This window comes from Nocardia sp. NPDC004604 (genome assembly GCF_040609795.1).
GTDB lineage: Bacteria > Actinomycetota > Actinomycetes > Mycobacteriales > Mycobacteriaceae > Nocardia.
In genome coordinates, this window is record NZ_JBEXLC010000020.1 from 1 (window position 1) to 19,374 (window position 19,374).

Below are 19,374 nucleotides of genomic sequence, written 5' to 3' on the forward strand. Positions count from 1 at the left end.
GCTGCCTGACGGGTGCGGGGTCGGCGCAGCTGGTGGCGGGGTCCTGTCCGGACCCTGCGACTGGGCCACCGACCGTCGAACCTCAGGGTCCGGCCGCATGGCCGTTGGGAAACGCGCGCCCAGCGGCACTACCGCTCACTCGCGCAGACCATTGCCAGGGTGGTGCGTTCGACCGGACCGCGCTCGATCCCGGGGCTCGTCTTCGGCCATGCCGTCGTGGACGGGGCCGTCGGCTACGAGGTCCGGATCTGCGCCCCGGACCCTCGGTCCGCGTCCGCTATCACACCGCAGTCCGATTCCATGTCATACCAAGGGGTTACATCGAACGAGAATCCGGCCGATAGTTTCGAATCGGCACCTCCGCCCCGACACGCCGAGCAGTTCTCGCTGAAATCAAATCTTCGATCGACGTCGACCGGCCGGCCGGCATCGAGGACGGGCGGAGGTGGTACATCCGACCCAGCTCTCAGGAAGATCTATGACGACACCGGCCTTGGTCCCAGAGTCATTTCCACGATCATCGCGGCGCGGCGGCGCCGACGGTGATTACGCCCGTCTGTTGCGCCGGATCTCCGACGCGGGACTGATGAACCAGCGTCCCCGCTACTACGCGGTCCGGCTCAGCCTCGTCGGGATCGCGTTCGCGGCCGGCTGGGTGGCGTTCGTCCTCGTCGGGGACTCGTGGTGGACGCTTATGGTCGCGGCGTTCATGGCCGTGACGTGCGCTCAGGTCGCTCTCGTCATGCACGATGTCGCGCACCGCCAAGTCTTCCGGCTGCGGCGGCCGACGGAGATCGTGGGCCGACTCGTCGGCAACGCCGGCATAGGCCTGGCGTACGGCTGGTGGCAGGACAAGCACACCCGGCATCACGCCAACCCGAACCACGAGGAACTCGACCCCGATGTCGCGCCCGACATTCTGGTCTGGTCACAACGGCAGGCGCGGGCGAGCCGCGGCCTGCCTCGTCTCATCGGGAGGGCGCAGGCATTCCTGTTCTTCCCCCTACTGATGCTGGAGGGCCTGAACCTCCATGTGGCCGGCGCCCGTGCGCTCAGAAATCGATCGGTCAAACACCGCGGATTGGAGGGCGCGCTGCTCTTCGGCCACTTCGCCGCCTATCTGGCCGCACTGTTCGCGGTTCTGCCCGCCGACAAAGCCTTCGCGTTCCTCGCTGTCCACCAAGCGCTGTTCGGCCTGTACATGGGCTGCATCTTCGCCCCGAACCACAAGGGCATGCCAACTCTGATCGGCGACGACCGCCCCGACTACTTACGCCGGCAGGTGCTGACCTCCCGCAACGTGCGGGGTGGCGTGCTGACCGACCTCGCTCTCGGCGGGCTCAACTATCAGATCGAGCACCATTTGTTCCCGAGCATGCCGACGCCGAATCTGCGTCCCGCCCAGGTGATCGTCCGCGACTACTGCGCCGAAATCGGCGTGCCATACCACGAGACCGGGCTGATCTCCTCTTACCACGAGGCGCTGAAGCACATGCACCACGTCGGCGCGCCGCTGCGCACCACCGACCGACACCAGGATGCCGGATGAACCCTTCCCCGACCGGGCTGCGGCGACACAAGAGCGCCGGGCCCGAGAGTTGGGTGTGGACAAGGACACTCGCGGATACTCGAGATAAGGCTCGACGCCTTGGCCGGCATTGCCCGCAATGTCGTTGCCGCGGGTGTTGTCGATACGCCCGCGGCCCGCTTGGATCTTCGCTGATGACGACGTGCGTAAGGCCGCCAAAGCCGCTGCGTCACAACCGCGGCAGTGAGGTCGTCCGCTCGCGAGCAACCCGATCGCTGTCGGTGCCGCACTCGAAGTTCTCCGCTGGTGCCGGTGACCTCACCGGACCGAGCAGGGGCTCGTGGCCGCTCCCACCCAGCGCCCCGACGGCACCTGCCCCGAAATCACGTGGCCGGGTGACTGCGGCCGGTGTCAGGCGCAGCGGGGCGTGAAGATATCGAGGTTGATCGCTTCGGCCATGGCCTGGTAGCCCGCGGCGTTGGGGTGGAGGTTGTCCGGGCTCGCATAGTGAGGGTCGAGGACGGTGGGGTCGGCGGGATCGCGCAGGGCCGCATCGAAATCGATGACGGTGTCGGCCAGCTGCTGGTCGCGGATCCAGGCGTTGATCCGCTGGCGGACCGGCTCGGCGGTGGGGAGAGTGAGGATGCCGTCGGCGAGGGCGTTGCTCGCGGGCATGAGGGTGCCCAGGTGTACGCGCAGCCCGGCGGTGTGCAGGCGTTCGATCACCGTGGTGTATGCGGCGATGACCTGCTCGTAGCCGGCGCCGACGGGTATGCCGAGGTCGTTGATGCCTTCGGCGACGATCACATCGGTGACCCCCGCCTTGTCGATCGCGTCGGCCCGGATCCGGGCGACGGCGTCGGGCCCGAACTGCGGGATGAGACCGTCACGGCTGACCCGGTTTCCGGAGATACCGGCATTGAGCACAGTGAACGGCTTGCCCGCCGCGTCGAGGCGGCGCTGCAGGAAGTCGGTGTAGCGCACGTTGCGGTCCACCACCGACATGTGTTGCTGGTAACCCAGATAGTTCGAGTCGACGTACCCGTCGGTGATCGAATCCCCGACCGCGACAATCGCCCCGACGTCACCGGGCGCCACTACATCGAGCCCTGAAACCAGCGGAATCGCGGTGGTGCGCAACGACAATGCCGCACCGGACGGGTCGGCGGCCTGGTCGCCGGCGAACGGCGGGCTGTAGAAGCTGGTGGCGTTCGCGACGAAATGCTCGGTCGGCAGCACCGCGGTGCCGGGCACGTACACCCCGATCGACAACGGCTCGAATGCATTGAAGGACAGCTCGATCGGATCGCTGACCAGGTCACCCCATGCAGGGATCGTCACACCGCGACCGCCGCCGAACGTCACTTCCCGCAGCGAATCCGGGTGCACGGCAGCATCGTCGGCTTGCGCGCCGATGGTCACGTGCCCGATCTCGATGGGTGACGGCCGGGTGCGGTTGGTCAGGTGCACGCGCATTGCCGAGCCGCCCAGGTGCGGGGTGACCACCAGTCGGAAAGTTTGATCGCCGGCCGACAACTGCGGCGCCAGAGACGGATCGATGACACCGAACGAATCCGATGGTGCGGCCATCCAGCTACCAACCCACTGAGTACCGTCACAATCAGCCGGGCCCGCAGTCTCGGCGCCAGCCATCGGCGAGCAGCCCAGCATCAGCATCAGCACCGCACTGGCCCTGGGCATCCACTTCTTCACAGCAACAAACTCCTGACATTCGTTTCGACACTCGAATTCACGGACCGGGGCCGGTCGGACAGCTTCGGCCACGGGGGACGCGCCTGGAAGTGCAGTGGCCCTTGCTTCTTCGGGCCGGGCCGCTCACTGCACACGTGGCGACCCCGCAAGCGCAACCACTCGGCCGTCGGCGGAAACGCCGCCCACAGCGACCGAGTGCGGCGGGGCAGCGGGATGGCGGCGATCGACCGCGAGATCAGTACGAACGAACGATCCAGACGCGAAGCCGACAGATCTGCTGATCGGCATAAAGACCTCCTTGACGGCGATGTCAGTGAGCTACGTCACTCAATTTCATGGCGCTGCACCACTTTAGGAGCCATTCGGGCACCTCGGCTATTGCATATCGCCACTGTTCGACCGTCGGCCTGATGCGAATTGTTCAACCTTCTTGACTGCGACCGAGCGGTTCGAGCAGGTTGCTCATCCGCTCGGCCAACCGCCGAAAACCTCTCCTGCATTGAGATTCCCCAGCTTTCTCGGAGAGGTCTGCGATTGTCAGTGGTGGGAAGTTGGTCGAGGCTCGGATGCCTAGTCTCGGGATGGGACCATGCCAGCCCCATCGTCATCGAATCGAACATCTCCGGGTACGTCGAGAGGCTGTTGTATGACTCGTTTTACGCCGCCACGTCCGGTTGATCTCGTGACCGTCTTTCCCGAGTTGGCGCCGCTGGTCCGCACCGCGACTCGCCTGCATCCGCGTCCGGGAACACCATCGGTACACGACAGTTCGATCGGCGGGCCTTTGTTGTGGCCGGCCAGCGAGCCATGGCCGCACTGCCACGCTGAGGACCACGACGCAGAACGTTTCCCGTCGATCTCTTTGGCGGACGCCAGGCTGGAGCGGCGGATGCGCGCGGCCAGAAGCAGTGCGGGCAGGGAATACACCGCGGAGGAAAGGGAAATCCTCGACCGGATGGAGGAGCGCCCGGCGGCCGACGGTCCGATAGCGATGCTACCGGTCGCGCAGTTGTACGTCCGTGACGTGCCCGGTCTGCATCCGCCCGAGGGAGCAGATCTGCTGCAAGTGTTGTGGTGCCCCTACGAGCACGACGACGATGGCATGCCCAAGACCGCACTGTTCTGGCGGTCCGCGGCGGCGATCACTGACGTTCTGGTGGATCCTCCGGAACCGGCGGAGTACGAGGAGGACCTCGTGCCCGAACCGTGCATGATCGATCCGGAACAAGTGATCGAATACCCGCACTCGGGGGAGCTCGAGGGGGAGCTTCGGCAACGAGTGGACCAGTGGACCATGGCCCAGATTCCCGGCGTCGAGTTCGGCGGTCTCGAGGACCGTGATCAGCCGTACAACTTCTTGTGTATCGCGCCCGGCTGGAAGATCGGCGGCTTTATCAAATGGGGCATGCAAGATCCTTATCCGAACCCCTGCCCCACCTGTGGCACCCCGACCGAGCCGCTGCTGACGATCGCCAGTGACGAGTGGCAATCTGATGTCCACCACTGGGTCCCGTACGAGGACCAGGCCGCCAATATCTCATGGGGCGCCGTACAAGGCGGCCCGAGCGAGCCGACCCAGATCTGTGTCTCCGACCGCAACAACCAGATCATCCGAGTCTGCCCGGCTTCACATGAACATCCGCACATCCAGTTGATGCAATAACCAATTGGTGAGAGCCGGACCCCAAACGACGGCGCTGGAGCCGTGGGGTACTGCCCAAGGCGCTTGATTGCGCGCCGGAAACCGCTCACTCGTCGGCATTATCGTGCGTTGAAATGTCGTGTGGCCGAAGCCATGTGGGCCGCGAGGACTGTTCGGTTCAATGGCATGGTCAGTCCACCTTCGACTTGGCGCGGGCGTAGGCGCGGGCTGCCCGAGCGCGGTCGCCGCAGCGCGTTGAGCACCAGTGACGGCGGCCGTGGCGGATCAGGTACCGATTGCACGGGGCGGAGTAGCAGATGGTCAGGAAATCGGCATCGGAGCCGGTGAGCAGGTCGGCCGTATCTGCGGCGAGCGTCGCGAGCGCGCGGTCGAGGATCTCGTTGGGCGGACACAGCGCAGCGCGGTAGGGGCCTTTCTTCTCGTCCCATTGCAGCAGGGCGGCCGTTGGGGTCCGGCTCAGCGCGTCGTTGACGGCGGACAGCGCTGCAGGCAATGCCGGTTGCCGCGCGACGCGGGCGGCGAATAGTGCCCTGATATGTTCTCGCAGCACGCGCAGCTGCGTCGCGCACATCTCCTGCACTCCGGCATCGGCAGGCGCGAGGCCGCGTTCGGCGAGCCACCGATTCGTCGATTCGGGGGTGCCGAGCAGGTCGATGAAGTGTCCGCCGGGCAGCGCATACGCGCTGTCGGCAAAGTCGAGAGCGAGGTACTGCTCGGCCCCGGGTGTGGGCGGTAATGCGGCGGTCGAGGTCTCTCGCACGACTCTCATAACTCTCATGTTACGACTTGCTTTTATCCGTGAGAACAACCTACCGTATCTCACGGATATGTGGAGTTTCATCCGTGAGGAGTTTGCTAGTGACTTCTGCAGGCACAACCGATCAGCAGGTCTGCGTCCGGGTATTCGGCGGCCCGACCGCCCTCTTCGAATACGGCGGGCTCAGGTTCCTCACCGACCCGACCTTCGACGCGCCCCGCGACTACCAGCAGTCCGGCGGCCTGCTGACCAAGACCGCGCCGGCCGCCGCTGCGCCGGCCGACCTCGGCCGCGTCGACGTGGTTCTGCTCTCGCACGATGAGCACCCCGACAACCTCGACGACTCCGGCCGTGCCCTACTCGCCGACGTGCCACTCACCCTCACCACGCCGGGTGGCGGGCAACGCCTCGGGAACGGGGCCAAAGGCCTGGTCGACTGGGAGTCGATCGAGCTGGATCGCCCAGGCGGCGGCACGATCACCGTGACGGGCGTGCCTGCGATCCACGGGCCGGGCGCACGCGAGGAGGTCGAACCGATCACCGGCCAGGTTGTCGGATTCGTACTGACCGGGGAAGGCCTGCCCACCGTCTATGTCAGCGGCGACAATGCCTCACTCGCCGCGGTCAAGGAGATCGCCGAGCGTTTCGCACCGGTGGATACCGCCATCCTCTTCGCCGGAGCGCCCCGCTTCTCCGTTCTCTTCGACGGTGCGCCGATCGTCCTCGACAGTACCCAGACCGCCGAGGCCGCCGAGCTCCTCGGCGCACGTCGAGTGGTTCCCGTTCATTACGAGGGTTGGGCCCACTTCACCGAGGGCCGCGCCGAATTGGTCGCGGCTTTCACTGCTGCCGGCCTCCGCGACCGCCTTGACCTGGGCGAGCTGGGCTGACTCTGTCGTGGCGACTTCAGTATCTGCCCGGATCGATGACCTCTCCGGCTCCCAGGCCCAGCGCCGTACCCTGTTCGTCCTGGTTGCCGCTCAGGCGCTGAGCGGTGCGGGGCTGGCGGCGGGCGTGACCGTAGGTGCACTGCTCGCGCAGGACATGCTCAGCTCAACCAGCCTTGCCGGTCTGCCCAGTGCGCTCGGCACCGCAGGCTCCGCGCTGGCGGCCGTTGCCGTCGGACGAATTTCGCAAGCCCGCGGCCGCCGCCCCGGCCTGGTCGCCGGGTATCTGACCGGTGCCATCGGCAGCGTTGGAGTCATTGCGGCCGCTGTCGCGGGCAATCCGATCCTGCTGTTCGTTGCGTTGTTCGTCTACGGCGCTGGCACCTCCACCAATCTGCAAGCGCGGTATGCCGGAGCCGATTTGGCCGGTCCGGCGCATCGCGCCCGTGCCGTGTCCACCGTGCTGGTCGCCACCACACTCGGCGGCGTGGTCGGCCCCAACCTCACCGCGCCGACCAGCAACCTCGCACACACACTTGGCATCCCCTACCTGGCCGGTCCGTTCCTGCTCGCTGGCGCCGCCTACGCGTCGGCAGCCGTGGTGCTGGCCATCTGGCTGCGCCCCGATCCGCTACTACTTGCCCGCACGCTCGAGGCCGGACGCATCGCCGCGCAGCCTGATGATGCCGACGGCCTGCCGCGCCGTGCGGTCGAAAGGCGCGGCTCCGGTGTGCTGGTCGGTGCGGTAGTTATGGTGCTGACCCAGTTCGTGATGGTCGCGATCATGACCATGACGCCCGTCCACATGCGCGACCACGGCCACGGCACCGCCGCCGCCGGCCTCGTCATCGCCATCCACATCGGCGCGATGTACTTGCCATCGCCGCTGACCGGCTGGCTCGTAGATCGCTATGGCCGCTTCACCATCGCCGCCGTCTCCGGGCTGACCCTGCTCGGCGCCGGAATCGTCGCCGCCTGTGCCCCCGGCGACTCCGTCGCCCTGTTGACGGCGGCACTCGCGCTGCTCGGTCTCGGCTGGAACTTCGGCCTCGTCGCAGGCACCGCGATCATCACCGACGCCGTGCCGCTGGCTACCCGTGCCAAAACTCAGGGCCTGGTCGACGTCACCATCGCCATCGCAGGTGCTGCCGGCGGCATGGCCTCAGGGCTGGTCGTCGCCGCTGCCGGCTACCCCAGGCTGGCCATCGGCGGCGGCATCCTGGCACTGGCCATCGTGCCCGCCGTCGCCGCCGCCGCACGCAAATCCCCACTTGGCTGGGCGGTGTTTCATAAGCAGTGAGGATGTGGGCCCGCCCTGTCGTAGCCATTGCGATCAGGCCAACGGTGGCGGCGAGATCTGTGGGTGCGCTCGAGAATGTCAGCCGTGGCAAGCTTCCTGCGCGGGGCGGACGAAAATATCAGTGTCCTGAACGGGGGAAACGGCCCACCAACAAATCAACCAAGTAGGTCTCTTCGACGGTGCCATCCGGGAAAGCAGTGCTCAGCAACCTGTGTTCCTCGGCAAGAAAGGCACGCCGTCGGCTTTCGTCGAGAACGAGGAACGCCGAGCGGCTACCGATGTTGGCCAGATGCGTGTCCAGAGAGACCGTGCGGGACCAGCGCATCTGGCGGCGCGCGACTCGCAGACCTGTCAGGCCCGCAAGTCGGATGGCTTCGGCGTCGTCGGGGCGCGCAGCGGGCCTGGGTTTCGTCCCGCTGTGGTGGGCGATGCGCAGGTGCTGCGCGTGGATCCACGGCACGTCGAAGGCCGTGGTGTTCCACCAGATCGCCAGTGCACCGTCGTTACGCAATACACGCAGCGCCTCGGGTACAGAGACCGCTGGGTCGGTCCATTGCCAAGACTGCGCGTAGGTGACGAAGTCGTGGGAAGTGTTGGCCAGTGGGAGAGCATTGCCGTCTCCGCGCACGACGAGCACGCCCGGAACCTCCCTACGACACTCAGCGGCCATCTCCGCACCAGGCTCGACCGCGGTGACCTCGGCTCCCCGCCCACGCAGTAGCGCCGTGGCAATCCCGGTGCCCGCGCCGATATCGGCAACGCGAGCACCCATCAAACTGTGACCGGCGAGTTCCTCGATCGCGTCGAAAAGCTCAGGTGGATAAGAAGGCCGGCTGGCCGCATACTCGGCGGCGGCCATATTGAAAGACTGGGCACGCGATCTGGTGGTCATTTACCCATCATCGACCCCACGCAGCGACGTCAGAGCGCCGAGTCCTACTGACAATTTCGTGCGATTCAGCCGCTGGCAATTTCGTGCGGTCTCGCAATTCCTACGACGTTCGGGGGGCATCGCGGGTCAGTCGTCGGATGAACCCGTTATCTTCTTCGCGCCGACCGATCGCGGTGCGGTGGACCGCGAAGTCCAGCCGGACACGGTCAACAGAGGTCAATTCGAGGCGTTCCACTGGTCAGCTCCCGTTCACTTGGCCTCTGGCGTCGATCACAGGCTGTCCATCGTTTAGTGCGACATCGCCGCGCTCAGCTCCCTCGCTGACGCAAAGCCATGTTCACAATCGTGCGTCGCCCGCGTGGATCGGATGGACAACCAGAGGGATTCTGCTGCGACCGCCGACCGCAGCTGAGCAGGCATCAGCGGCGACACCGCGACCGTAGCCGGTGTGCTCGAACTCCTGGCGCGCCATCGCGGTCTCCGAATCATCAGGCAGTTTCGGAACGACGCGCCCGGCCATCTCGCTCTCCGGCCACACCCATCGCTGATCCACTCGAGGCCCCTCCCACACGATTGGTAGTCGCATATCTGCCGCCACGCGCATCAACCCACCGGGCTCCCCGCGGCGTGATCGCTGAGTATGGTCGCTCGGGTAGGGATACTTCCTGGCTATCCGACAGGCGGTCGTCGACTCTTGGCCGGCCGGGTACATCCCCCTGATTCTCCGGCCGGACGAGACTCACCTGATCAACCTGGACGCCCTCGGCCGGTCGTTCAGCCCTTTCCGGCACGGTCATTCTCACCAGCACCTGCGCACCAGGTTGTTTTTCGCGTTCTACACGTTGGCCCTACGAGATTTCGAGCTCACCGGATCGCTATCGGTCAGCCAGCCAGTTTAGTTGTCAGCTCGGCAAGGAATTGGACGGCTTTGCGCTTGTCCTCATCGGTCAGGTGCAGTGTGCCGTTGGCTGTTCGAGTCTCGGTGTCCTGGACCTCGAGAACGGCGTTCCAGTTGTTGACGCGGGTAGCGAACCGAACTGTGTTCGAGGGGTTCCCTTTGTCTGTTCTCATGTCGTAAACCCACACGGCAACGCCGAGCTCTGGCGCCTTCGCGTACCCACGGCGACCCTCAGTCGGGTCCGAGTCGTTCGGCGCATTTCGCGCCATGTAGTTGCCAGCCGGGCTTTGCCCCTGAGCGACTTCGCATATTCCGCTGCCCGCAAGAGCGGTATCTGCGGAGATGACCGGGATGGTCCGCACTTCGACGGCGTGCAACTCGGTGGTAAAGAAGTTCATCACCACATTGCACAGCTCTCCCTGCGTCATCGCCGGTCGAGCCTGAGTCGACGTGGGTGTTCCAGATGGCGGCGACGAGGAACATCCAGTCGGCAGAATCAGGGCAGCAGCGGCGACCATCGTTGACAAGCCAATCCTCATTGACCCACCGTCCAGTCGGACTTGTCTCCGTCTTTCGTCGACGCATCACCGATCGCCGCCCGAATTCCTTCGATTCCTGGCCCATAGGATGCCTTGACACCGCTAGGCCACTTGTTATCAGGTAGACCTTTTTGAATCGACACAATCTGGGAGATCTTGTTTCCCTCGATCATATTATTCTTCGCGGAATCTGCCATGCTCCGTACGGTGGCCAGTATGAACGTGTTCACGGCCTCGCAGGCCGTCGTGAGCGCCTTTATCTGAGCGACTGCACCTCCGAGTGAAAAAATGTCCAGCAAAGCCTTGAGGTAATCGACCGTGGTTTCTTCAACCTTCGTTATAAGCTCCTGCGCCTTTGTCGCAAGATCGCCGTATAGTGTCAACTCGGATGAGGCAAGGGTCTCCAGGCTCACGGCGATCTTCTCGAATTCTAGCGGCAGACTGTCCAACGCATCTTTTTGTCTCGTGCGCATTTCTGCGTACCTGTTCGCTGCATCGCCTTGCCATTCGCCACTGAGAGCGGTTTCAAGGAAGTCGTTTCCCGCCGCAATCACGTTTCCTTTAAGGGTGCGCCACTCGTTCGCGACGTCGATGAACTTGACAGGAACCTCGAGGTCGGGATCTAGCTCCTTGAGCTTGTCCCAGGTTTGCCCAATCGCCTTGTTTATCTTATCGCGTTCGCTCCATATTTCGTCGACGGTATCTTCAACCGTGAGCGCTCCAATAGGGTTTGTTGCAACGCCAGCATACCCGTTGGTTCGGACGTGCATAACGAGGTATCCGGCGTATGTGCTCACCTCCTCCGGAAGATCGCCGATTCTATCCTTCTTCTCCCTGATAAATGAAATCTTGTCCAGTAGACTTTCTCGGTCCTCGGCAGTATTTGTCATATATCCCCTCGAGCTTGCGTAGTTTTCCTTTATTCTCGAGGTCTTCCGATTCGTACGTATCGTGCGCGTATTTGAGCACTGTGGCAATATCCTCGAAAACGGTGACACCTTCGTTCAGCCTGTCGCGGAAATACGCAGGGGCGGGCTGATACTTCGCCAAGGCTTGCGCAAATGTTCCTGCTTGAGTCGCAGTGATCTCAAGTTTCGAGGTCGTCTCAACTCCTGCCTTGAGATTCTTTGCGGCTTCACCCCATTCGGTGACAGCCAATTTCATCGCGTTCAACCCAACTGTCAGCTTATCGGCCATCATCCATCCTTTCATCTAGGAGTCGCAGGCGGTGGCGGTCCAACTGGTATTCGAGGTCGGCATCTGTAAAGCGTGAGTAATCCCCTTGCGCGGTGAATATTGGGCGCATGGAGCGGATCTTTTCCGCGCACCGCAGAATTTCGTCGCCGATCTTCTCGGGATGCGCGGTCGCGGCCCAACCGCTCCGCACATCGATCGACCGCAAATAGGTGCGGTCAGCGGTCACTGTGACGGGATGTTCTCCGTGAACCATAACTTGGCCCGATGCTTGGTATCGGCCGCTGTTGATCATGCTGCTGGACACAGTCGTGTATTGCTCCCAGGTCCGGGTTTCGAGCAGCACCATCAGGATTGTCCGGAGATCCGGAGTCTCCGCATCCGAAATTTCCTGCGGAGTTGGCCAACGACCAGAGGTGCACAGTTGCTGTATGCGCTGTGACACAGCGGCTCTGTAGGCCGCCATGAGCTCGTCGCCGACCTCATGGGGAGCTACATAACTGTTCCAACGCGGACTCATCGCAACACGGACCGGAAGACATCCGCGGTCGAGTTGCATTGAAGCGAACGATGATCCGACACGGGGTGGAATCACAGATGGGGCAGCTGTCTGGGCGCGGGCCTCGAACCGCGGTAGCACCGATTGTTGATGGGTGGATGAAGGTTTCGGCGCGAGAGGAGGCGGCGCCGAATCAGGTTGAGCGGCGTTGGACCTCTGCGGTACGAGAGGCTCGTCGTCCCAGAACTCATCCGGGTCGTCGAGGTGGTTGTAGAACCCACTCGCCATCACAGCACCTCATATTGGCATCTGGCGCCCCATGCAGGCACCGTTTTATTCTGGTGAACCGACATCTGAGACCCCCTCCATCGAACGGCTCGCCAAGGCGGTAGCCGCGACAACCCTCGCTGCCCATGGAAATTTTGTCAACCCGACATCTGCTTCGTGTGCGCACGAAAGCTGCTGCAACAGAGCCTACTTCGGCACGATCTGCAGCCGAAGAAGTGAACTGGCCGTGTGAAGCTGTGTTAGCTACCGGTATTCATACCAACCGCCTGTTCTGCGAAGCGCAAACGACTGGACCGAGCCGATCGGCCTAGTCATCGGCTGGGGCGTTTGGCGGTATCTCGGCAAAGAAGGATGCGCTGAGCTACAACAGGTCTCGCGTCGCGATTGCCCACTGTTGCCGATTCGGTCGGCGCGGGTTTGCTCGAATCCGATCCGGTAGGTCCCGGGTTGGGTGTCCTCGGTGGTGTCGCCGGCCGGTTGATGAGGACGCAGGGCGGTGTGCCCATGAAAGCAGGGGCGCAACGAACTTCGTCCGGGACGCGAAGTGTTCTGTAGTACCGAGGGGAAAGGGCATTCGATGAAAAGGATCATCGGCATCATCGTGGCGGTCGCGGCGGCGACTCTGGCGACGGCATGTCAGGACGGCGTGACGACGCAGACGTCCGGGGGGTCGTCGGTGTCGAGCTCGGCTACCGTTGCCGTGCCGGGATCGGCTCAGCCTCCCGTCACTGAGCAGTCACCGGGAGCCACGCCGCCTGCGGGTGAGAATGCTCCTGCTACTGCCGGAAACGCTAGATGCGTCGATCTGAAGTCGGCGGTGGTCACGGCGGCGCTCGGCAGACTCGGTAGCGGTGTCGGTGGCGACGGGTTCTATGCAGATAGCGGCACTGACGCCCCCGTCGGCGCCTGTCCCGCCATACTGTGGGTGCTCGCTGGGACTCCGCACGGCACCGCTAGCTCGCCCTGGCATGTGATGCTGTTCAACCACGCAGGTTATCTGGGCACCGCGACCAAGAGGTCGACTGCTTATACGCAGGTGGTCGGCTCGTCCGATCGCAGTGTCGGGGTCCAGTACCGTTGGCTGACGGGTAAAGACGCCAGTTGCTGTCCCTCGGGTGGGCCGGTCATTGTCACTCTCACCTTGGGCGCCGACGATCGCACGGTGACCCCGGATCGTGACTTCCCGACGGAGGTGATCGATCCGAGTTCAGCGAGCTCGCCGCCGGTGTGCCCGGTTACCAAGGCCGTTTTGCTGGAAGCGTTGCGGGGCACTGACATCGAGTCGCGGTTGGCGAGGCCGATCGAACTCGAGGATCGAATCGACTGTGCGGGTGAGTGGGCGATGGCCCATACGGGAACCCACAACAATACTGTCAACCGAGCCCAAGTCTTGTTCCACTACGTGGCGGCCGACGGAGGCTGGAAGCCTGTGGACCTCGGCAGCGCGCTGCACTGCACCGAGATCGGCGTGCCTGGCGATGTCGCAGCCAAGATCTGCCGCTGAATCGCACCCGCCGTCTTATTCTCGCTGCCCGGTTCGGTCAGCGCGATATGCGGCGATAGCGGATGTCGGCCTGGCGCAGGAGAAATCATCTTGTCAGGCCGCGGCGGTACTTGCGTTTCGTGTTCAGGTTCGCTCGTCGCCGGTGTCGGCGGGCCAGCCGATGGCGTCGAAGACCGCTAGCGGGTCGAGGTAGTCGCGCCAGTGCACGATCTTGCGGTTGGCGATGGTCAGTACCGAAATGTAGCGGTTGGCGTATGCGGCACCGGTCGCGACGGTCCGGCCTTGGGAAGCGTATTCGAGAACAACTACACCGGAGTCCTTGTCGTGGTGCACGGCCAGGTCGTGACAGCGGTCGAGGACGAACACCTCGCCGTAGGGTCGATACAGATCGGCGATGGCTTGCCGGCCGACCACCCGGCGCGGATAACCCGGAACCGTGATCACGTATTCGATGACGACGTCCTCGGCGAGCATGTCGAAGAAGTGGTCACCGTCCACGAGGCCGGCCACTCCCTGCTCGATGATCCGGAAGAACGGGTCCAAGGCACGGAAGTCGCCGAGATCGCCGATCGGAGTCATCGGGCAGCCTCGGTGGTCCAGGCCGCCGCCGTGCGGTGGGCGAAGTCGGTGAAACTCGTTGGTGCTGTTCCGGTGACCTTCTCCACATCGCCGGTCGGTTGCGCACCGTGTCCGGACGCGATGGTTTCGGTCAGCATGCGCAGCACCGGCGCGTACTCGGCCGGTATTCCGCCCGCAATAGCGGCGGCGATCCATTCGTCGCGGTCGATGTCGAAATAGTTGACCGCGGTGCCCGAGACGCTGCTGATGATGGCGGCCGCGTCGGCGACCGTGATCGCTTCGGGACCGGTGAGCGTGTACTCCGCGCCCGTGTGTGCCGCCGGATCGGCGAGAGTCGCGCTCGCGACCGCGGCGATGTCCTCCGCGTCGATGAACGCCTCCGCGCCGTTGCCGGTGGGGACAGCGATGACGCCGTTGATCGGAGCGAGGAAGGTTTCGCTGAAATTCTGCATGAACCACGCCGGACGCAGGATCGTGTGGCTGAGGCCCGCGCGGCCGATCAGGTCGAGTTCGACACTGCGCGTGGCCATTTGCGGTGGCGCGGCGTCCACACCGTAGGCGCTGAGATAGGTGACGTGACCGACGTCGGCGGTCTCGGCCTTGTCCAGGAACGTAGATACCTGCCCGGCGAAGTCGATACGCCCGACCGGACCGAGGAGATAGACCCGCTCGACACCCGCGAGTGCCGGTGCATAGGTATGCGGGTCGTCCCAATCGAAGTGCGCATCGGCGGTGGCTCGGGCGGCGGTGCGCACCGCAATCCCAGCCGCACGCAGCCTGCTCGCGACGCGCGAGCCGGTTTTGCCGGTGGCGCCGAGCACGAGCGTGAGAGCAGTCGAAGTCGTCATACGCCCATCCTGTCCTCCTCGATCGAGCTGATCAATGTGTGAAACTCTCCAATTCCGATGAGATACTCTCATCTAGTGGATATTCTGCAAGAACACCTGGCGTGTGCCCGCGCGTCGGGAGGTGTCTTTGCCCGCTCGATCGCGCAGCCCCCCTGGGGGCTGCAGCTGCCCGGCACCATCCAGCTGACCGTGCACACCGTCGTGCAGGGCCGCGCCTGGCTGTGGCTCGACGATCACGACGATGCGATCGAACTGACGCCCGGCGACCTGGTGCTGGTCCGCGGCGGCCGTGACCACCACATCGCACACGAGCCGCGCGCAGTCTGCATCTCACCGGAACGCTTCCGCGAACTTCACACCGACGACGAGCACACCGACCTCCGGAATGCGACGGTATTCCTCTGTGGCGCATATCGATTCGCTGGCGACGTCGGTCTCGGCCTGATCCGGACACTGCCCCCGATCCTGCTACTGCGCACCGCCGCCAACGACCCCCTGCACGATGTCATCGCAATGCTGTCGCGCGAGCTGAGCGGACCGGCCCCCGGACAACAAACCGTGCTCGATCGACTCCTCGACGTGCTACTGGTCTTGGCCATGCGCGCCTACTTCGAGCAGAACCCGACAGCGCCTGCATGGTACCGAGCTGCCAAAGATTCCCGGCTGGCCGCACCTCTACATGCCATTCACTCCGAGCCTGGTCATCCCTGGACTGTGCCCGAACTGGCCTCCCTGAGCCGACTTTCGCGCCCTGCCTTCGCCCGCCACTTCGAACGCGCACTCGGCCAGCCGCCCCTGCAGTACCTCACCGACTGGCGGATGACCCTCGCCCGCGACCACCTCCGCACCGGCGAACTGACCCTCGCCCAGATCGCCGATCGCACCGGCTACACCTCACCCAACGCCTTCGCCGCCGCCTTCCGCCGCCACCACGGACAACCACCAGGTCAATGGCGTCGAACCGAACTCGCCAGACCATCCGAGCCGATCCACGGAACGTAAACAGACGACGGCGATCGGACCTAGCACCTCACCAATGCCCGCTCATCGGCTGCATGGGACGCCGTAGGCCGACCCCGCCGAAGCGCTCACTCAGCGGCAAGAGCCGATAGTTGGGGCTCTGTGCGCAATACGCTGGCACCGTGCACGTGGAACTGGTCACGATCGTGGTTGCGGAGTACGACCCGGCCATCGACTTCTTCGTGCGAGCCCTCGGCTTCGACCTGATCGAGGACTCGCCTTCGCTGACAAACGACGGCCGCCCGAAGAGATGGGTTGTTGTGCGCCCGCCCGCTGCTTCCACGGGCATCCTGCTGGCCCGAGCCGATGGCGACTTGCAACTTCCCGTAATCGGCAACCAAGTGGCCGGTCGCGTCGGATTCTTCCTGCGCGTCGACGATTTCGATGAGGCATACCGCCGAATGACTGCTGCGGGAGTGGAATTCGTGATCAGGCCGCGTCGCGAGCCTTACGGACGAGTTGCCGTCTTTCTCGACATATCCGGCAACCGGTGGGACCTTCTCGGTCCAGCGCAGCCGTCCATGCCATGACCCGAAACGGCCCGCCGCTCCGCGGCAACCGCGCGCAGCGCGCCGTCGGCGAGCAGTTCGGCATCTTGCCGCAGGCACCAAAGCGCTGGGGCCGGGTCGTTGTCGACCGCACGACCGAGCCGGACGATCGCGTCTCCGAGCGCGGCGTTCACTGTCGTCGTGGAGCGAGGTTGGCGTGCCAGTCCTTTCAGGAATTCGACGTCGTCGCGGCCACCGGTCATACCCAGGGCCATGATCAGTTGATACTGCGACTCCCAGGTGCGTCGGTCCAGCATTTCACGTTCGAGCGCAGTGCGAATCTGGGCTGCTGTCGTCGGGTCGGCGAGTGCACGCAGCCGTTTGGCACCGCGCCGTCGCCGCGCCGAGAGCGGATCTGCCAGTAACGCCAATGCCTCATCTCGTGCCAGAACCATCCAGTCCGCCTCACCGTGCCTGCCTACGTTATCCATTGCGCATAGTTCCACGCTGGGGAGACAGCTCGCACTATTCTCGGCTGCAAATGTCCGCTCTTAGCCCCGACCGCGCTGACCGAAACGGCCGCACGGCCTCATCGGAAGATCAACGGAATCAGATCGTCTCGGGCCATTGGCCGTTCGTGGAACGTCCTGCATCGCCGATCGTTAGTACGAGCGGAACGCGGTGTCTATCCGCACCGCGAGGTGAGTGCACAGTCGGTGAACCAGTCGAGTCCGAGCAGCTCGAACTGCTCGGACTCGACGAAAAGGGTTGTGCCCTAGGGGATCAGGGCAGAATCTGGGGGACGACGCCAGGGGCGACCGCGCCGACGATCCCGCCGATCACGGCGCCGAGAAGGGTGGGCACGGGATCGATGAACGAACCGGTGGCGGAGCCGATCGCAGCGCCCGCAGCCGCGCCGTTCAGCACCGGATCGGGGTACTGCGCGTCGGGGTTGGTGGTGACCTCCAGCGGGAGCCCGGCGATCGGCTGGGCAACAACCGGTGCCGCCGCAGCAGCCTGATCCACGGAGGCGGAAGACGCGCCCGCGAATACGACGGCCGCAGCTAACGGCAGGGCACTCACCGCAAGGACGCGACTCGTCTTGACCAGGGCATAACGGAACATATTTTTCCTAACCTTTCGGACCCTCGGAACAACCGAGTTTCACTACTTCATCAGGGGGAGACTGCCTCTTGCTGCTCTGATGAATAGACAGCAATCGAGCGGCCACTATTGCGCACCGCGCCCGACGATACTGCGCTACATGCGAATTCGCACATTACTGACATCACAAAATGATCACCGGAGACCCGACCGTCCAGTCGGGATCATCGGATCAGGGGCAGCACCGGTGTGCTCGCGCGAATAGGCCGGTATGTGGCGAATTGGGGTCCGTGCATCGGCATTTCGGATGTTGGAGAGGGGTAGAGGCTCGGTCGAACGCGAGACGCCGACCTGACCCTGTTCGTCCAATCGCGGATATCTTCGGTGCATACCTGTGGCGACACGCCACCAGGATTCGCGAATAACTGCCGCCCACGGACAGAGCCACTTGGCCGAGCTCGCAAACCTTTTCGCTCGATGCTCTTGGCGGGTGGACACGGCCTGGAGGCAGGTGCAGGGCAACACCTGGCGGTCTCCTCCAGACCGTGCGTTCCCGTTTCCAGCCAGTCCCGCACGGCACTCGGTGGGCGGCAAGCCATGAGAGAGCCACGCCGATCACGCTGGCGGGCAGCCGCTTCGGGGAGTATCCCACCGGGTACTTGGACCAGATCCCGGCCGGGAGCCGGCCCTCACGCCAGGCTCGAGTAGCCGATGAGCGGCCTTTCTGCACGTCATTGCCTAGTTGCGGCGAAGCTGTTGGCTCAGTTCAGGGTTCAGTTGTTTGCTTCAGTGAAACAAGTGATTTATTTGCTTCATGGAAGCAAATAAGGAACAGGTGTCGGAGCTGGCGCGGATGACCTTTCGCTTCGCCGAGGCGATGCGGCTGGGTACCTCGCGGGCGTTCGACCCGATGCGGGTCGGGGTGCTCCAGCTCGCGGCGGAGTCCGGTCCGGTGCGGTCCGGTGAGATCGCCGAGCGGCTGGATGCATTGCCGTCGTCGGTCACCAGACACGTTCGCGCCCTGGTTGATTCAGGTCTGGCACAGACCTCGCCGGACCCGGCCGACGGACGTGCGGTGCTGGTCGAGGCGACCGACGCCGGCCGGGCCGAGCTCCAGCAGTTCCTGGACGTGGGAGACGAGGTATTCGGCGCGGTGATCGCCGACTGGTCCGCCGAGGACGTCGTCAACCTCACCCGGCTGCTCGACCGGTTGATCGAGTCCTGGGCCGCGGTCGGGGTTCGACACCAGCAGGCGATGCCACCCGTTGGAGCGCACGGCGGCAATACCGCATTGCGGGATGCGGCTCTGCTGGCAACCAAGCTGGAACATGCTGCCGTGCAGGGTGATCCACTCGAGCACGCGCTGTCGGCCTACCAAACCGAGATGGTGCCCTATGCATTCCGGGCAGTCGGCGACGCAACCAAACAACTACGCCGCCTGACCGGGAGCAATGCGGTGCAACGATGGGTCCTGCTGCGCGCACTACCACGGCTACATCGCGTCACCGTCCCCTGAGACGAGCAGCGACAGCCTCCTCGGCGGCCGTCCGAGCGCCGGAGCCCATCCGGGCGGACCGGCCGAGAAGGTGGGGCAGCAGCTCGAGAGCGTCCGGATCGACGAGCAACTCGACGTGGTCGGGCAGCTCCACCCGTGCCCAGGCCAGCACCACGCC

General features: G+C 64.3%; 21 protein-coding genes. 9 read left to right on the forward strand and 12 right to left on the reverse strand.

What is annotated here, in order from left to right:
• The first annotated feature begins 478 nt into the window (after positions 1-478).
• Positions 479-1,549, forward strand: a complete 1,071-nt coding sequence (locus ABZW16_RS10040) for an acyl-CoA desaturase (RefSeq protein WP_354954216.1) — start codon at positions 479-481, stop codon at positions 1,547-1,549.
• Between the two features lie 390 nt (positions 1,550-1,939).
• Here the strand turns inward: ABZW16_RS10040 and ABZW16_RS10045 are convergent, their stop codons facing one another.
• Positions 1,940-3,118: a GDSL-type esterase/lipase family protein gene (locus ABZW16_RS10045; RefSeq protein WP_354954218.1), complete on the reverse strand. Its 1,179-nt coding sequence runs from the start codon at positions 3,116-3,118 to the stop codon at positions 1,940-1,942.
• Between the two features lie 805 nt (positions 3,119-3,923).
• Here ABZW16_RS10045 and ABZW16_RS10050 point away from each other — a divergent pair.
• Positions 3,924-4,904 carry a hypothetical protein gene (locus tag ABZW16_RS10050; protein ID WP_354954220.1) on the forward strand — a complete coding sequence of 327 codons (981 nt, stop codon included), beginning with the start codon at positions 3,924-3,926 and terminating at the stop codon, positions 4,902-4,904.
• 169 nt (positions 4,905-5,073) lie between these two features.
• Here the strand turns inward: ABZW16_RS10050 and ABZW16_RS10055 are convergent, their stop codons facing one another.
• A complete protein-coding gene (locus tag ABZW16_RS10055) occupies positions 5,074-5,673 on the reverse strand; it encodes an ABATE domain-containing protein (RefSeq protein WP_354954222.1) in 600 nt (199 codons plus the stop codon).
• Between the two features lie 89 nt (positions 5,674-5,762).
• Between ABZW16_RS10055 and ABZW16_RS10060 the strand changes: the two genes are divergently transcribed.
• Both ABZW16_RS10060 and ABZW16_RS10065 read left to right on the forward strand, forming a co-directional pair.
• Positions 5,763-6,551 carry an MBL fold metallo-hydrolase gene (locus tag ABZW16_RS10060; protein WP_354954224.1) on the forward strand — a complete coding sequence of 263 codons (789 nt, stop codon included), beginning with the start codon at positions 5,763-5,765 and terminating at the stop codon, positions 6,549-6,551.
• Positions 6,552-6,558: 7 nt separating this feature from the next.
• Positions 6,559-7,848: an MFS transporter gene (locus ABZW16_RS10065; protein ID WP_354954226.1), complete on the forward strand. Its 1,290-nt coding sequence runs from the start codon at positions 6,559-6,561 to the stop codon at positions 7,846-7,848.
• A 118-nt stretch (positions 7,849-7,966) separates the two neighbouring features.
• Here ABZW16_RS10065 and ABZW16_RS10070 read toward each other — a convergent pair whose 3' ends face one another.
• The 6 genes from ABZW16_RS10070 to ABZW16_RS10095 form a co-directional block, all read right to left on the reverse strand.
• Positions 7,967-8,740: a methyltransferase domain-containing protein gene (locus tag ABZW16_RS10070; RefSeq protein ID WP_354954228.1), complete on the reverse strand. Its 774-nt coding sequence runs from the start codon at positions 8,738-8,740 to the stop codon at positions 7,967-7,969.
• Between the two features lie 337 nt (positions 8,741-9,077).
• Positions 9,078-9,293: a hypothetical protein gene (locus ABZW16_RS10075; protein ID WP_354954230.1), complete on the reverse strand. Its 216-nt coding sequence runs from the start codon at positions 9,291-9,293 to the stop codon at positions 9,078-9,080.
• 329 nt (positions 9,294-9,622) lie between these two features.
• Complete coding sequence (locus tag ABZW16_RS10080) at positions 9,623-10,066, reverse strand: hypothetical protein (RefSeq protein WP_354954232.1); 444 nt, start codon at positions 10,064-10,066, stop codon at positions 9,623-9,625.
• A gap of 107 nt (positions 10,067-10,173) precedes the next feature.
• Complete coding sequence (locus tag ABZW16_RS10085; RefSeq protein WP_354954234.1) at positions 10,174-11,067, reverse strand: hypothetical protein; 894 nt, start codon at positions 11,065-11,067, stop codon at positions 10,174-10,176.
• The gene (locus ABZW16_RS10090) at positions 10,997-11,374 is read right to left on the reverse strand and encodes a hypothetical protein (protein WP_354954236.1); all 378 of its coding nucleotides are present in this window, start codon (positions 11,372-11,374) and stop codon (positions 10,997-10,999) included. Before ABZW16_RS10090 ends, ABZW16_RS10085 begins: the two co-directional genes overlap by 71 nt.
• Positions 11,364-11,717, reverse strand: coding sequence for a hypothetical protein (locus ABZW16_RS10095; protein ID WP_354954238.1), 354 nt, complete (start codon positions 11,715-11,717; stop codon positions 11,364-11,366). The genes ABZW16_RS10090 and ABZW16_RS10095 overlap by 11 nt, the downstream gene beginning before the upstream one ends.
• Positions 11,718-12,735: 1,018 nt before the next feature.
• On the opposite strand from ABZW16_RS10095, the gene ABZW16_RS10100 reads away from it, so the two are divergent.
• Entirely contained in the window at positions 12,736-13,662 is a 927-nt protein-coding gene (locus tag ABZW16_RS10100) for an LppP/LprE family lipoprotein (protein WP_354954240.1), read from the forward strand.
• Positions 13,663-13,785: 123 nt separating this feature from the next.
• Here the strand turns inward: ABZW16_RS10100 and ABZW16_RS10105 are convergent, their stop codons facing one another.
• Positions 13,786-14,241, reverse strand: coding sequence for a nuclear transport factor 2 family protein (locus tag ABZW16_RS10105; protein WP_354954242.1), 456 nt, complete (start codon positions 14,239-14,241; stop codon positions 13,786-13,788).
• The gene (locus tag ABZW16_RS10110) at positions 14,238-15,089 is read right to left on the reverse strand and encodes an NAD(P)H-binding protein (protein WP_354954244.1); all 852 of its coding nucleotides are present in this window, start codon (positions 15,087-15,089) and stop codon (positions 14,238-14,240) included. Before ABZW16_RS10110 ends, ABZW16_RS10105 begins: the two co-directional genes overlap by 4 nt.
• A 75-nt stretch (positions 15,090-15,164) precedes the next feature.
• Between ABZW16_RS10110 and ABZW16_RS10115 the strand changes: the two genes are divergently transcribed.
• The 3 genes from ABZW16_RS10115 (at position 15,165) to ABZW16_RS10125 (ending at position 17,022) form a co-directional block, all read left to right on the forward strand.
• Positions 15,165-16,091: an AraC family transcriptional regulator gene (locus ABZW16_RS10115; RefSeq protein WP_354954246.1), complete on the forward strand. Its 927-nt coding sequence runs from the start codon at positions 15,165-15,167 to the stop codon at positions 16,089-16,091.
• Between the two features lie 140 nt (positions 16,092-16,231).
• On the forward strand, positions 16,232-16,639 hold the full coding sequence (locus ABZW16_RS10120) for a VOC family protein (RefSeq protein WP_354954248.1): 408 nt from the start codon (positions 16,232-16,234) through the stop codon (positions 16,637-16,639).
• Positions 16,636-17,022 carry a hypothetical protein gene (locus ABZW16_RS10125; RefSeq protein WP_354954250.1) on the forward strand — a complete coding sequence of 129 codons (387 nt, stop codon included), beginning with the start codon at positions 16,636-16,638 and terminating at the stop codon, positions 17,020-17,022. The genes ABZW16_RS10120 and ABZW16_RS10125 overlap by 4 nt, the downstream gene beginning before the upstream one ends.
• A gap of 358 nt (positions 17,023-17,380) precedes the next feature.
• Here ABZW16_RS10125 and ABZW16_RS10130 read toward each other — a convergent pair whose 3' ends face one another.
• Positions 17,381-17,722, reverse strand: coding sequence for a glycine zipper domain-containing protein (locus ABZW16_RS10130; RefSeq protein ID WP_354954252.1), 342 nt, complete (start codon positions 17,720-17,722; stop codon positions 17,381-17,383).
• A gap of 793 nt (positions 17,723-18,515) precedes the next feature.
• Between ABZW16_RS10130 and ABZW16_RS10135 the strand changes: the two genes are divergently transcribed.
• Positions 18,516-19,217 carry a MarR family transcriptional regulator gene (locus ABZW16_RS10135; RefSeq protein WP_354954254.1) on the forward strand — a complete coding sequence of 234 codons (702 nt, stop codon included), beginning with the start codon at positions 18,516-18,518 and terminating at the stop codon, positions 19,215-19,217.
• Here ABZW16_RS10135 and ABZW16_RS10140 read toward each other — a convergent pair.
• On the reverse strand, positions 19,204-19,368 hold the full coding sequence (locus tag ABZW16_RS10140) for a hypothetical protein (RefSeq protein WP_354954256.1): 165 nt from the start codon (positions 19,366-19,368) through the stop codon (positions 19,204-19,206). The two genes, ABZW16_RS10135 and ABZW16_RS10140, sit on opposite strands and share 14 nt — an antisense overlap.
• Positions 19,369-19,374 lie beyond the last annotated feature (6 nt).

Coding starts and splice junctions, on each gene's coding strand:
- ABZW16_RS10125 (WP_354954250.1), top strand. CDS start 16,636: ATGACCCGAAACGGCCCGCCGCTCCGCGGCAACCGCGCGCAGCGCGCC.
- ABZW16_RS10040 (WP_354954216.1), top strand. CDS start 479: ATGACGACACCGGCCTTGGTCCCAGAGTCATTTCCACGATCATCGCGG.
- ABZW16_RS10110 (WP_354954244.1), bottom strand. CDS start 15,089: ATGACGACTTCGACTGCTCTCACGCTCGTGCTCGGCGCCACCGGCAAA.
- ABZW16_RS10045 (WP_354954218.1), bottom strand. CDS start 3,118: ATGGCCGCACCATCGGATTCGTTCGGTGTCATCGATCCGTCTCTGGCG.
- ABZW16_RS10100 (WP_354954240.1), top strand. CDS start 12,736: ATGAAAAGGATCATCGGCATCATCGTGGCGGTCGCGGCGGCGACTCTG.
- ABZW16_RS10085 (WP_354954234.1), bottom strand. CDS start 11,067: ATGACAAATACTGCCGAGGACCGAGAAAGTCTACTGGACAAGATTTCA.
- ABZW16_RS10080 (WP_354954232.1), bottom strand. CDS start 10,066: ATGACGCAGGGAGAGCTGTGCAATGTGGTGATGAACTTCTTTACCACC.
- ABZW16_RS10130 (WP_354954252.1), bottom strand. CDS start 17,722: ATGTTCCGTTATGCCCTGGTCAAGACGAGTCGCGTCCTTGCGGTGAGT.
- ABZW16_RS10055 (WP_354954222.1), bottom strand. CDS start 5,673: ATGAGAGTCGTGCGAGAGACCTCGACCGCCGCATTACCGCCCACACCC.
- ABZW16_RS10070 (WP_354954228.1), bottom strand. CDS start 8,740: ATGACCACCAGATCGCGTGCCCAGTCTTTCAATATGGCCGCCGCCGAG.
- ABZW16_RS10105 (WP_354954242.1), bottom strand. CDS start 14,241: ATGACTCCGATCGGCGATCTCGGCGACTTCCGTGCCTTGGACCCGTTC.
- ABZW16_RS10135 (WP_354954254.1), top strand. CDS start 18,516: ATGGAAGCAAATAAGGAACAGGTGTCGGAGCTGGCGCGGATGACCTTT.
- ABZW16_RS10090 (WP_354954236.1), bottom strand. CDS start 11,374: ATGGCCGATAAGCTGACAGTTGGGTTGAACGCGATGAAATTGGCTGTC.